13 protein-coding genes are annotated in these 13,544 nt (G+C 44.2%); 8 read left to right on the forward strand and 5 right to left on the reverse strand.

The window, feature by feature from the left end:
- Window positions 1-527: 527 nt before the first annotated feature.
- From B5F78_RS17150 to B5F78_RS08410, 4 genes are all read right to left on the reverse strand, one after another.
- Window positions 528-698, reverse strand: a complete 171-nt coding sequence (locus tag B5F78_RS17150; protein ID WP_158098033.1) for a hypothetical protein — start codon at window positions 696-698, stop codon at window positions 528-530.
- A 72-nt stretch (window positions 699-770) separates the two neighbouring features.
- On the reverse strand, window positions 771-1,922 hold the full coding sequence (cydB, locus tag B5F78_RS08400; protein WP_022039604.1) for a cytochrome d ubiquinol oxidase subunit II: 1,152 nt from the start codon (window positions 1,920-1,922) through the stop codon (window positions 771-773).
- Between the two features lie 40 nt (window positions 1,923-1,962).
- Entirely contained in the window at window positions 1,963-3,459 is a 1,497-nt protein-coding gene (locus B5F78_RS08405) for a cytochrome ubiquinol oxidase subunit I (RefSeq protein WP_087406484.1), read from the reverse strand.
- Window positions 3,460-3,468: 9 nt separating this feature from the next.
- A complete protein-coding gene (locus tag B5F78_RS08410) occupies window positions 3,469-3,723 on the reverse strand; it encodes a DUF4492 domain-containing protein (RefSeq protein WP_087406485.1) in 255 nt (84 codons plus the stop codon).
- 150 nt (window positions 3,724-3,873) lie between these two features.
- Between B5F78_RS08410 and B5F78_RS08415 the strand changes: the two genes are divergently transcribed.
- The 4 genes from B5F78_RS08415 to B5F78_RS08430 all read left to right on the forward strand — a co-directional run bounded on the left by B5F78_RS08415 (window position 3,874) and on the right by B5F78_RS08430 (window position 8,603).
- On the forward strand, window positions 3,874-5,226 hold the full coding sequence (locus B5F78_RS08415; protein WP_087406486.1) for a TolC family protein: 1,353 nt from the start codon (window positions 3,874-3,876) through the stop codon (window positions 5,224-5,226).
- 12 nt (window positions 5,227-5,238) lie between these two features.
- Window positions 5,239-6,462: an efflux RND transporter periplasmic adaptor subunit gene (locus tag B5F78_RS08420; protein ID WP_087406487.1), complete on the forward strand. Its 1,224-nt coding sequence runs from the start codon at window positions 5,239-5,241 to the stop codon at window positions 6,460-6,462.
- A gap of 27 nt (window positions 6,463-6,489) precedes the next feature.
- Window positions 6,490-7,239, forward strand: coding sequence for an ABC transporter ATP-binding protein (locus B5F78_RS08425; RefSeq protein ID WP_022039599.1), 750 nt, complete (start codon window positions 6,490-6,492; stop codon window positions 7,237-7,239).
- 143 nt (window positions 7,240-7,382) lie between these two features.
- Complete coding sequence (locus B5F78_RS08430; protein ID WP_022039598.1) at window positions 7,383-8,603, forward strand: ABC transporter permease; 1,221 nt, start codon at window positions 7,383-7,385, stop codon at window positions 8,601-8,603.
- Here B5F78_RS08430 and B5F78_RS17155 read toward each other — a convergent pair.
- On the reverse strand, window positions 8,589-8,750 hold the full coding sequence (locus B5F78_RS17155; protein WP_158098053.1) for a hypothetical protein: 162 nt from the start codon (window positions 8,748-8,750) through the stop codon (window positions 8,589-8,591). The two genes, B5F78_RS08430 and B5F78_RS17155, sit on opposite strands and share 15 nt — an antisense overlap.
- Window positions 8,751-8,767: 17 nt before the next feature.
- On the opposite strand from B5F78_RS17155, the gene B5F78_RS08435 reads away from it, so the two are divergent.
- The 4 genes from B5F78_RS08435 (at window position 8,768) to B5F78_RS08450 (ending at window position 13,448) form a co-directional block, all read left to right on the forward strand.
- Window positions 8,768-9,826, forward strand: coding sequence for a sensor histidine kinase (locus tag B5F78_RS08435; protein ID WP_087208781.1), 1,059 nt, complete (start codon window positions 8,768-8,770; stop codon window positions 9,824-9,826).
- Window positions 9,827-9,846: 20 nt separating this feature from the next.
- Window positions 9,847-10,569: a LytR/AlgR family response regulator transcription factor gene (locus B5F78_RS08440; protein WP_022039596.1), complete on the forward strand. Its 723-nt coding sequence runs from the start codon at window positions 9,847-9,849 to the stop codon at window positions 10,567-10,569.
- Between the two features lie 505 nt (window positions 10,570-11,074).
- Window positions 11,075-12,577 carry a glycoside hydrolase family 10 protein gene (locus tag B5F78_RS08445; RefSeq protein ID WP_087406488.1) on the forward strand — a complete coding sequence of 501 codons (1,503 nt, stop codon included), beginning with the start codon at window positions 11,075-11,077 and terminating at the stop codon, window positions 12,575-12,577.
- Between the two features lie 250 nt (window positions 12,578-12,827).
- Window positions 12,828-13,448, forward strand: a complete 621-nt coding sequence (locus B5F78_RS08450; protein WP_022039594.1) for a porin family protein — start codon at window positions 12,828-12,830, stop codon at window positions 13,446-13,448.
- The last annotated feature ends 96 nt before the right edge of the window (window positions 13,449-13,544 follow it).

Genomic DNA, 13,544 nt, shown 5'->3' on the forward strand with positions numbered 1-13,544 from the left:
TCCAAATCATATCAAAGATCTTGCTCACCAGGGACTTACACAACCTTTTCAGGTGGCGTCCCTTTCGGAAAGCGAGTGCAAAGGTACGCCTTTTTACCGAAACTGCAAGAAACTGGAGAACTTTTTTTGAAACTTTTTTCATGTGAAATATGCAAAATGCTGATATTCACAGATATATAGGGAAATATTTACACCTGGAAAAAACTTAGTAAGAATAACAATACTCCTTATTATATATAACAACAGAAAACCGAGCATGAAAAGAGCAAAGAAAAAACAAGATTATAAACATTGACGCCGATGCAATATCAAATACAGCACCGGCGTTAATGCAACTACTTGTTCTCTTCAACGAAATTAGATGCATCGTAATATAAAACCAAATGAATGTCCGCAAACAGCCAATACATACCCCTGAAAAATGAATATATACTGCATACGCGGTTGAATATATACTGCATCGGCCTACGAATATATACTTCATCGGCAAATGCAGTACTACTGCGTTTCCAACTCAGCCAGATTAACTAAGAAGCTGTTTTGAATTTCTCCAAAAAGTTTTTCTTGGCTTGATGTATCCGTTTTCGTGTGTGCTTTGGGCGATTTTTTGGCCCTTTTCGCTCCTGTTCTTCGTCAGATAGCCCGCTATCTTCCTCATCACAGAAGCGAAAATGCCTCAAAAACTCATCCCAAATCATCGCACGATAAATTCAAAACAGCTTCTAATTGCAGATATAAAATTATAGTTGATGCATAATTCATCCCACCTATCAATAAGCATGACCATCCTCCTTCAGTTCATCGGAAGTAATTGGTTTTCGATCTATCGCTCTCCAGGCATATATGATATAAGCCAATACAAACGGGACCAAAATTGAAACATAAGCCATCGTTTTTAGTGTAAACTGGCTGGAACAGCTATTTGCTAAAGTTAATGAACTTTGCAAATCAGCGGTAGAAGGATAATATGCCGTATGGTTATATCCTACGCTCAACAGTAAAGCCAATACAGTCAATACTGTACCGACACCTGCAAACCAAATACCTTTGGTGTAGGTTTGCGACAAAATACTCCTAATCAAACCCAACAACACACTTACCACACCTACCAAGAACAAGCCGAAAAGCACAGGCATTGCCAGCAAATTATGCCAATATTTAAACGGCTCCATCACAATAATTTGAGTTACAGGATCCACCGCAAACCCATCTTTCAATAATGTGCGAATTACAAATGCCAAAAAGAAAATCAGAAAAGGAACAGCATCTGTAATCAACTGACGACGACAACGCGGTATCAGCTTTTCATCACGGATATTGTTGATAAAATACAAATTACCCAACAAACGTGCCAAAAAGAACACCGCCAAGCCCAAAATAATGTTCCAAGGATCACCAAATGCATCCAATCCATGCCATCCATTCGCCCAATGGCTAATAACCGGCATCATATTATCGGTCATGTTTGCTTTATCGACAATAAAATTCGAACCATTGAAGAAAGTAGCCACAGCTGCTCCCAGCAACACCGGTCCCACCACTCCATTAATAACCAAGAAATATTGATAAGCGCGCTTCCCCAACAGATTGCCTAATTTCGATTGGAATTCATACGAAACAGCTTGTAAAACGAAGCTGAACAAAATAATCATCCATAACCAGTATGCTCCCCCGAAACTCGTACTATAAAACAAAGGAAATGAAGCAAAAAACGCTCCCCCAAAAGTCACTAATGTAGTAAAAGTAAACTCCCACTTACGTCCGGTAGAGTTGACCAGCAACGTACGCTCTTCATCAGTACGTCCCAACCGGAACAACAAAGAATTTCCTCCCTGGACGAACAGTAAAAATACCAACAGGGCTCCCAACAACGAAACCAAGAACCACCAATAATTTTGTAAGAATAGATATGTAGAATCCATAATGAATTATTTTTATGAGTTAATCCGTTTAACTATGCATTCATGCCTCTTCGGGACCCTTTTGAATAGCTTTCAGCATGATGCCGATTTCAGCAATCAACAATACCGTAAAAAGTATCAAAAATATAAAGAAAGTAGTCTGGACCGAACCAGTTTCCAATCTGGATATGGCCGCATTTACCGGAAGCAAATCTTGAATTGTCCAAGGCTGGCGACCGACTTCGGCCACAATCCATCCCGCCTGACCGGCAAGATAAGCCAACGGAATGCTTGCCAAAGCAACATAATGCAACCAATTTACTTTCGACAACTTCCGTTTCCACGCAAGAAACAATATCAACGCAAAAAAAGCAATGAAATACATTCCCAGTCCTACCATTACGCGGAAAGCCCAAAACGAAAGCCAGACATTAGGTACCAGATCGTTAGGGTCATCAATATACCCGTAACCGAAATACTTCATATTCTCATCAATGACCTGGCGTGCCGCTTCCATTGCAACTTGGTCACCTTCCTGCTTCGCTTCACGATAATCCGACAAGGCAGCTATGGCCTTTTTCCCGTTCTTCATTTTCTCCACGACCGAAAGCGCTTTTGTACTGTCTGGCAAAGCATATCCTCCCAAAAGTATATTGTTAATACCCGGCACATAACCGTCAAAATCATGCGTAGCCAGATAAGACAACATCAATGGAATCTTGATATCGCCCACCACCGTCAAAGGTTCGCGTGTGCCTCCATCATACAAAGCTTCCATAGCAGCCAGCTTCATCGGTTGGCATTGAGCCACTTGATATGCCGACTTATCTCCAGTCATCGCCGTTACCAACGAAGCAAACAGACCAACTACAGCAGCCACCTTCATACTTGCAATGGCAAACTCTTTTTCCCGTTTGCGCAACAAAAACCAGGCACTGACTCCAATCACAAACACTGCTCCTAACATCCAACTGCTAAGGACGGTATGAAAAAACTTAGTCACTGCTACTGGCGAAAAAGCAACAGCCACGAAATCAACCATCTCATTCCGCACCGTATCCGGGTTGAAAGCCATGCCTACCGGATATTGCATCCATGAGTTTGCCACCAAAATCCACCATGCCGAAAAAGTTGCTCCCAATCCCGTAAGCCAGGTAGAAGCCAAGTGAAATTTCTTACTGACCTTGTTCCATCCGAAAAACATAACAGCCACAAATGTAGCCTCCATAAAAAACGCCACAATACCTTCTATCGCCAATGGAGCCCCGAAGATATCTCCTACAAACCAAGAATAATTACTCCAGTTAGTACCAAACTGGAATTCCAAAATCAATCCGGTAGCCACTCCCACCGCAAAATTAATTCCAAACAGCTTCATCCAGAATTTGGCTGTCCGCTTCCAAAACTCATTCCCTGAAATGACATACAGGGTTTCCATCAATCCCATTATCACAGCCAATCCCAATGTGAGGGGCACAAACAGCCAATGATACATGGCGGTCAAGGCAAACTGTGCTCTTGACCAGTCAATCATCGAGGTGTCAATACTTGCTAACATACGTCTATCTTATTTAGTTAATGAATTATCCACTTTAGTTAATGAATTATCCACCGAACGGTTCACCAGTTCCATCCCGACATAATCCTGCTTTTCCTCGGGACTCTTCCCTTTCAAGAACGACGGAAAGAAAAACAACTTCAGAATAAAGAACATAATGAAAAGTTTTATCAGAATCAACACCCACAATGTGCGCCCTATGGTCATCGAACGAAAACCATCCCGATAAAACGTCCAAACTCGAAGAATCTGTCTTTTAATCATAATATAGTTTTATAATGATTACAAAGAAAAACCTTTTATCGGTAAAATGCAAGTCTTTATCCGTAGAATTTATCCGTTAATCTATATCATTTGTTCCTTTTCCCAGTGATTCATACATTTGCATACATCAAAACCAAACAAATAACATTTATGAAACTACGAACGGCTTGCATATATACGATTCTATCAGCTGCCCTTCCTCTTTACGCACAAGAAAACTCGAACGGAAAAGAATGGACACTGCAAGAATGCATAAACTATGCACTTGAAAAAAACATCCAATTGCAACAAAACAAGATTTCGCTACAAGAAAGCGAAATAGACATCAAGGATGCACGCGCCAGCCTATTCCCAAGTCTGTCATTCAGCACAGGACACAACGTGGTAAACCGGCCTTACCAAGAACAAAGCAACACGGTTAGCGGAACAGAAATTATCAGCAGCGACGAAAAGACCACATACAACGGCAATTACAGCCTAAATGCACAATGGACGCTGTGGAATGGAGGACAGAGACTAAATAATCTGAAACAACAGAAAACCAACCGCGACATTGCCCGCCTGACCGTCTCAGAAACCGAAAACACCTTGCAAGAACAGATAACACAACTTTTCATCCAGATTCTTTATGCTGATGAATCTATCCAAATAAACAGAAGCACATTGGAAGTAAGCAAAGCCACCTACAAACGAGGACAAGAACTGTTTGCCGAAGGAAGCCTTTCGAAAGCCGATCTGGCACAACTGGAAGCTCAAGTAAGCGATGACCAATACCAACTTGTCACTGCAGAAAGTACGTGGAGAAACTATAAACTGCAACTGAAACAATTACTGGAACTGGACGGTAGTGAAGAATTCAACCTGGTCCTCCCCGAACTGAATGACGAAAACATTCTGAAAATGTTACCCAGTCAAACCGATGTCTACCAAGCAGCCATGGCAATACGTCCTGAAATCCAAAGCAGCAGGCTAAGCATAGAAAACGCCAAACTAGGCATATCGGCCGCCAAGGCAGGTTACTATCCTACCATCAGCCTGTCAGCATCCAGTTCGAGTACGACCAACAGTGCCAGCACAAACAACTGGGCACAACAAATGAAATACGGCTGGAATAACATGATAGGAATCAGTCTCAGCATTCCTATTTTCGACAATCGCCAAAACAAAAGTAACGTACAGAAAGCACGTTTACAGTACAACACCAGCCAACTAGACTTGATAAACAAACAAAAAGAACTATACAGTACCATTGAGGGGCTGTGGTTGGATGCCTTAAATGCACAACAGCAATATGTTGCTGCCGAAACCAAAGTGAAAAGCAGCCAAACCAGCTTCGACATGGTAAACGAACAATTCAATTTGGGCATGAAAAATACCGTGGAACTACTCACAGAGAAAAACAACCTGCTAAGTGCCAAACAGCAATTGGTACAAGCCAAATACATGGCGATACTTAACCGGACACTTCTGAACTTTTATGCAGGAAACAATATCGAACTATAAAAAACAAGCAATATGAAGAAGAAAAAAACATGGATTATAGCGGCAATCGCCATCGTAGTGATTATTGCAGTATGCTGGACCTTAAGCGGAACGAAAGCCAATAGCCAAGTCGATTTAGTAACCGAAAAAACACGGACAGGCAGTGTCAGCAACTCTATCACGGCTACAGGAACCATTGAGCCAGTCACTGAAGTAGAAGTGGGTACGCAAGTATCCGGCATTATTGACAAGATCTATGTAGACTACAACTCGATAGTCAAGCAAGGAGAAATCATCGCTGAAATGGACAAGGTTACACTTCTAAGTGATTTACAATCAGCACAAGCTACTTATAACGGTGCAAAAGCCGAATACGAATACCAAAAAAAACTGTATGAACGCAACAAGACCTTGCATGAAAAGCAACTGATCAGCGATACCGACTACGAACTATCCACTTACGACTATCAACGTGCCGCAAGCAGCTACGAGCAAGCAGAAGCCGAACTGGCAAAAGCCGAAAGAAACTTATCGTATGCCACCATCACATCACCGATAAACGGAATAGTCACCAGCAAAGATGTAGAAGAAGGACAAACCGTAGCTTCCGGATTCGAGACCCCCACTCTTTTTACCATTGCTGCAGACCTGACCCAAATGCAGGTAGTAGCCGATGTGGATGAAGCAGACATTGCAGGAGTAGCAGACAGCGCACGAGTTACCTTCACCGTCGACGCCTACCCCAACGATGTATTCGAGGGGAAAGTGAAACAAGTACGCCTGGGCAGCGTGAACAGCAGTTCCAGCAGTTCTTCGTCATCTAGCAGCGAATCAACGGTAGTGACCTACGAAGTTGTTATCACAGCCGACAATCCCGACTTGAAACTGAAGCCACGCCTCACCGCCAATGTCACTATTTACACCTTGACACACGACAACGTGCTGACCGTTCCTGCCAAAGCCTTGCGCTTCACTCCGAATAAGGATATTGCAGGAGGACGTGCCATCCAAGACTGTGCCGGCGAACACAAAGTATGGACGTTAGAAAACAACACATTCGTAGCACATCCGGTAAAAACCGGCATCAGCGACGGTGCATACACAGAAGTGGAAGGCATTGACGAAGGCACGGAAGTAGTAACCGAAGCCACCGTAAAAAGTGAAATGCCCGAAATGAACGGAAGCAGTGAAGGCGGCGAACGCAGCCCGTTTATGCCAGGGCCTCCGGGAAGTGACAAGAAAAAAGACAAAAAATAAACGGATGCAACGTAATTCTTTCAAAAAATGAGCAAAACAGTCATTGAATTACAAAATATTAAGCGTAACTTTGTGGTGGGAGATGAAATTGTCCACGCATTGCGCGGTATTTCGTTCAAGATATGTGAAGGAGAGTTTGTTACCATCATGGGGACATCCGGCTCCGGCAAATCAACCTTGCTGAATACCTTGGGATGCCTTGACACACCCACCAGTGGCGAATATTATCTGGACGGAATTTCAGTGCGCACAATGAGTAAATCACAACGTGCCATTCTGCGCAACCGGAAAATCGGGTTTGTATTCCAAAACTACAACCTGCTTCCGAAAACGACTGCAGTCGCTAACGTGGAACTTCCGCTGATGTATAATCCCGCGGTAAGTGCAGCCGAACGAAAAAGAAGAGCCGTGGAAGCATTGATTGCCGTAGGACTGGGAGACCGTCTGGAGCACAAATCGAACCAGATGTCAGGCGGACAAATGCAACGAGTAGCTATAGCACGCGCCTTGGTCAACAATCCGGCAGTCATCCTCGCTGATGAAGCAACCGGTAACCTTGACACTCGGACATCCTTCGAAATTCTGGTGCTGTTTCAGAAACTACACGCGGAAGGACGAACCATCATCTTTGTCACGCATAACCCGGACTTGTCGCAATACAGTAGCCGCAACATCCGCCTGCGCGACGGACACGTAATAGAAGACACCATAAATCAACGCGTCCTATCAGCAGCCGAGGCACTTGCTGCACTACCCAAAAACGATGATGATGCATAAACAAACGATTTTCGCCAATAGTTTCGGGCTACGAAAGCATAAAAGTCCGTGTCCAGGCACATGTCTGGAAGTATAAAAAAATATTTCCGACAAGCCCATAAACGAGTTTAAAACAAAGTAAACACGAGAAAGAATTTATAAAAATGAACGGAACAAACCTATTCAAAATAGCGCTTCGGGCATTGGCAAACAACAAGCTCCGTGCTTTCCTCACCATGCTGGGCATTATCATCGGTGTGGCATCGGTAATTGCCATGCTTGCCATCGGACAAGGTTCGAAACGAAGTATCCAGCAGCAGATTTCGGAAATGGGTTCGAACATGATCATGATTCATCCCGGAGCCGAAATGCGCGGCGGCGTACGCCAAGACCCATCAGCCATGCAGACACTGAAACTGGAAAACTACGAAAAACTGCGTGACGAATGCATCTATCTTGCCGCCATCAGCCCCAATGTATCTTCATCGGGACAACTCATCGCCGGTTCGAACAACTACCCGTCTTCTGTAACAGGATGTAGCAATGATTATTTAGAAATACGTCAACTCACGGTAGAACAAGGCGAAGCATTCAGCGACAACGACATACGGACAGCTGCAAAAGTCTGCATCATAGGGAAGACCATAGTAGACAACCTGTTTCCCGACGGAACGGACCCCATTGGTAAAATCATCCGTTGCAACAAGATTCCGCTCCGCGTTATCGGCGTCTTGAAATCAAAAGGATATAACTCGATGGGACAAGACCAGGACGATATCGTACTGTCACCTTACACCACCGTAATGAAACGCTTGCTGGCACAAACCTACTTGAGCGGCATATTTGCTTCTGCACTGACCGAAGACATGACCCAAGAAGCAGTAGACGAAATCACTACTGTCTTGCGCCGCGAACACAAGCTGAAAAGCACCGACGATGACGACTTTACCATCCGTACCCAGCAGGAACTCAGTTCGATGCTGAATACCACTACTGACCTGATGACCACCCTGCTTGCCTGTATTGCCGGTATTTCACTGGTAGTAGGAGGTATCGGAATCATGAATATCATGTATGTGTCGGTAACCGAGCGCACCCGCGAAATCGGGCTGCGCATGTCGGTCGGCGCACGAGGCATAGACATTCTTTCGCAATTTCTCATCGAATCCGTTCTCATCAGCATCACAGGAGGACTGATTGGTGTCATATTGGGATGCGGAGCCAGCTTCGTCATCAAGACGGTAGCCCACTGGCCCGTGTTCATCCAACCGTGGAGCGTACTGCTCTCGTTCGCGGTCTGCACGTTGACAGGTGTATTTTTTGGTTGGTATCCGGCAAAGAAAGCCGCCGACCTTGACCCGATAGAGGCTTTACGCTACGAGTGATTCATTTATTTTGATTTTAGCCCGAGCTTGTGAAAGTTCGTCTAAAATAACTTTGTTCTTCATAACTTTGGTTTCTTTATCCGGCTGCCCAAGGAGTTCATCCCGGCAGCCGGATTTTTCGAAATCTTGCCCATCATCTTTGTTCATTTAATTACAAAAGCACCATGAAACAAACCACCGACATACCCCGCCGAACCTTGGAGATACTGATACATATTATCTGCTGGGGACTTTTTTTCGCTTTCCCGATTTTCTTCGCCCAACGCACCAACGGCACAATCAACTGGAAAGAATTCATGCACCACAGCATCTTCCCCACCTCGGCATTCTTCATCTTTTACCTCAACTATTTTCTGTTAATACCCTATCTTCTCTTCCGGGAACGTTCCAAACAGTTCCTGTTGACCAACTTTGTCATCATCGCTATCATGACCTTGGGACAACGTTACCTGAATAACTTGATTGCACCACCTCCTCCCGACTTGAACCGCCCGATTCCTCCACAATACATCTTTTATCTTCGCGACATGGCAGGCCTCATCTTCTCAACAGGACTGAGTGTTGCCATCCGCATGAGCATCCGTTGGAGCCAAGCTGAAGCCGAACGGCAAGAAGCGGTAAAAAGCCGCACCGAAGCCGAACTGAAAAACCTCCGCAACCAACTGAATCCTCACTTCCTGCTGAACACCTTAAATAATATCTATGCACTGATTGCCTTCGATACAGACAAGGCTCAACAAGCTGTACAGGAACTGAGCAAACTACTGCGATATGTGCTCTACGACAATCAGCAAATGTTCGTACCGCTAATAAAGGAAATCGACTTCATCCGGAATTACATTGAACTGATGCGCATACGCGTTTCCCCACAGGTAACGATAGAAACCGAATTCCACATCAAGCCGGAAAGCCAGACTCCCATTGCACCGCTCATTTTCATTTCCTTAATAGAAAATGCATTCAAGCACGGCATATCTCCTACCCATCCCAGCTTCATCTCCATCACTATCACAGAAACAGATGAAGAAATATGCTGTACCATACGCAACAGCAATTACCCGAAAACCCGTACAGACAAAAGCGGGTCTGGCATCGGGCTGGAACAGGTAAGCAAACGCCTGGAGCTGATTTATCCCGGACGTTACCAATGGGAACGACACGTATCACACGATGGCAAAGAATATCTGTCCTCTATCAGCATCCGGCCATTTCACTCTGTATAACTCTAAAAATAGAAACTAACATGAACTTACGTTGCGCTATCATCGACGATGAACCTCTGGCATTAGGACTGCTGGAAAGTTATGTAAAAAAGACCCCTGTACTGACTCTTTGCGGTACATACTCAAGTGCCATCCAGGCAATGAAGTCATTGCCCGAACATCCGGTCGACCTTTTGTTTCTCGACATCCAAATGCCCGATCTGAACGGACTGGAATTTTCACGTATGGTATCCGATACTACCCGCATCATCTTCACCACGGCATTCAATCAATATGCCATCGACGGCTATCGGGTAAATGCACTCGACTACCTACTGAAACCCATCAGCTATGCCGACTTCATGGAAGCTGTCAACAAAGCCATCCACTGGTTCGAACTCCAACAAAAAGCCGAAACTGCTTTCTCTTCTGCACAAGCCGAAAAATACATTTATGTAAAAAGCGATTACAAACTGATACAAATAGAACTAAGCAAGATTTTATACATCGAAGGCTTGAAAGACTACATTAAAATCCATGTAGAAGGAACAGACAAACCCATCCTGTCACTCATCAGCATGAGAGCCATGGAAGAAAAGCTGCCGGCAAGCCAGTTCATACGGGTTCACCGCTCATTTATCGTCCAAAAGCAGAAAATAAAAATAATCGACAAAGGACGCATTGTCTTCGGAAAAGATTACATTCCGATCTCTGATAGTTATAAGCAAGAGCTCCAAAACTATGTTAACGAACATATTGTTTAAACTTGTTCTCGTTTTTAATCTTCTTTAACACCCTATAAGTGCGTTTTTCTTTTGATAAGTTTGCCGCTTCTAAATATAAGGCTTATATTTGCCGTGTACATAATAACAACAGAAGTTGTGAAACTTCTTATTGAATAGTTTAGTTAAGTCTAGTTTAGTTTTTGTGTTGTGATACTCCAACCATTAGAGAATGGCTGGAGTATCTTTTTTCGTGGGTCTCAGCCACTTGGAGAAAAGGTACTTTAACAGTTTGTTTCCACGGGCGGCAATATTTATTAGTCATTTTTTAGTCGAAAACTTAGTCCGACAATCCGCATGGCCGCCTTACTTGTAAGATTATTAATCTTCACGCCGAAAGATTATTAATCTTCACGCTGTAAGATTAATAATCTTACAAACGATGCAGCTATATTGCGGAGTATTATTTTTCCGAAATCCATCCGTATTTGGGAGAGTTTCTTTATCTTTGTTCCCCGACTAAAAACATTGAAACGAAAAGACAATAATGAAAGCGAAATTTTTCTTGGCGGCTTGCCTCTTCTGCCTGTGCTTCTGGCAGGCGATGACGGCACAGAATGCCTATCCGAAGCGTGAGTTCCGCGGAGCATGGATACAATGTGTAAACGGACAGTTTCAGGGGATGCCTGCACGGACCATGCAGACTGTATTGGTGAACCAACTTGACAAGCTGAAGAAGGCGGGCATCAACGCCATTATCTTTCAGGTACGGGCAGAGTGCGATGCACTTTATCGTTCATCATACGAACCGTGGAGCCGCTTCCTGACCGGTGTACAGGGCCAGGCACCCACTCCAATGTGGGATCCTTTGCAATTCATGATAGACGAGTGCCACAAGCGAGGCATGGAGCTTCATGCGTGGATTAATCCGTACCGGGCACAGACCAAGGGCACGACGGCGCTTTCTCCGCTTCATCCCTATAATAAATATCCCAATCTTTTCGTACGCTATGCGGGTCAGCTGTATTTCGACCCCGGACAACCCGAGTCACGCAAGTACATTTGCCGCATTGTGCGTGACATTGTCTCGCGTTACGACATAGACGCCATCCACATGGACGATTATTTCTATCCCTATCCGGTGAACGGCATGGACTTTCCGGATAACGTCAGCTTTGCGGCATATGGAAGGGGCTTTACAAACAAGGCAGACTGGAGGCGCGATAATGTGAACGTATTGATAAAAGAGATTCACGAGACCGTACGCCAGTGCAAGCCGTGGGTGAAGTTCGGCGTATCGCCTTTCGGTATCTACCGCAACAAGAAATCAGACCCGAACGGAAGCAATACGAACGGGCTTCAGAACTACGATGACCTGTATGCCGATGTACTGTTGTGGGTGAACAACGGCTGGGTGGATTACAACATCCCGCAGGTATATTGGGAAATCGGGCATCCGGCGGCAGACTATGACACCTTGGTGCGCTGGTGGGCGAAGCATTCGGCTGCACGTCCGTTGTATATCGGTCAAGACGTAATGCGTACGGTTTCGAATGCTGATATAAAGAATCCTCGTCTGAACCAGATGCCGGCAAAGTATCAGTTGCAGCGCTCGCTTCCTGCCATCGGAGGAAGTTGCCAGTGGTATGCCGCTGCTGTGGTGGACAATCCGGGTAATTATCGCGACATGCTGGAAAAGGTTTATCACAAATATCCTGCCCTCCAGCCCCGTTATCCGTTTATGGATGATAAAGCTCCGAAAAAGGTGCGCAAGGTGAAACCAGTATGGACCGAAGACGGATACATTCTGTTCTGGACGGCTCCGAAAGCCAAAGACGTGATGGATGAGGCGGTGCAATACGTGGTATACCGCTTCGGGAATAAGGAAGATGTCAACCTGAAAGACCCTTCGCACATCGTAACCATTACGCGCGATTGCTTCTATAAGCTTCCGTATGAGGACGGGAAGACAAAGTACCGCTATGTAGTGACTGCCCTCGACCGCTTGCAGAACGAATCGAAGGCGGTGAAGAAGAAAGTTAAATTATAGTCCTTAATTTGTTCCGGATAGTATCGTTTTATGTTGCGATGGTTATTAAAAAAGGCTTTTAGGCAGACTCTATGTTTGGAAAAGTTTGTATATTCCGTAAAATTTTCTAACTTTGTCTTAGTTTAATTTGCTGGAAGTGGGCTTTCTGTTCTTATCTAAAGGGAGCCATCCCTTCGCTTTCCGGCAAAAGAGATTATAAATGAGTTTCGGCCTGTTAAGGGAAGGGTCATGACTTAAAAAGAAAAGAGCTATGAAAAAGTTAGTGTTAACCGTATTGTTCGGAATGATTGCCTTGGTTGGTTTTTCACAAGTACGTTGGGATGCCCAGTTTGGCGTGAACTTCAGTAACATGACGAAGATGGACGATTCGAAAGCATTGCCTGGCTTTAATTTAGGTATCGGTATGGATTACAGCATCACGGATATGTGGTCGTTTAAGTCGGGGGTGATGTTTTCTTCCAAAGGATGGAAATATAAAGAGGATGGATACAAGGATACGTATCGTCCTGTTTATTTGGAAATACCGCTGATGGGAGCTTGGAAAACAAACATTACAGATAATGTTAAATTTGTTGTAAACGCAGGTCCTTATCTTGCTATCGGGCTTGGTGGAAAGAATAAGGAACATTGGGATAGTGGAGAAGATACTAAACTTTTTTCGGGAGAAGATGGACGTGATGCAATAATGAATCGCTTTGATCTTGGATTGCAATACGGAATTGGTTTTGAATTGGCAGACCGCTATCTGATTAATTTAACGGGACAGAACGGATTTATTTGTCCATTTAATGGTGACGTAATTGATGAAGATGGTGATAAAATTTCTCCAAAGAACATGAGTTTTGCTATTTCGGTAGGCTATATTTTCTGATAATTCAAACAATGTATAAATGTGCAAATGTGCTAATACGGAAATTGGCACATTTGCACATTCTTATATTAGCACATTCTTTATTTTCACATTCCC

Source organism: Bacteroides sp. An279, from assembly GCF_002159615.1.
In the GTDB taxonomy this organism is placed as follows: Bacteria; Bacteroidota; Bacteroidia; order Bacteroidales; family Bacteroidaceae; genus Phocaeicola; species Phocaeicola intestinalis.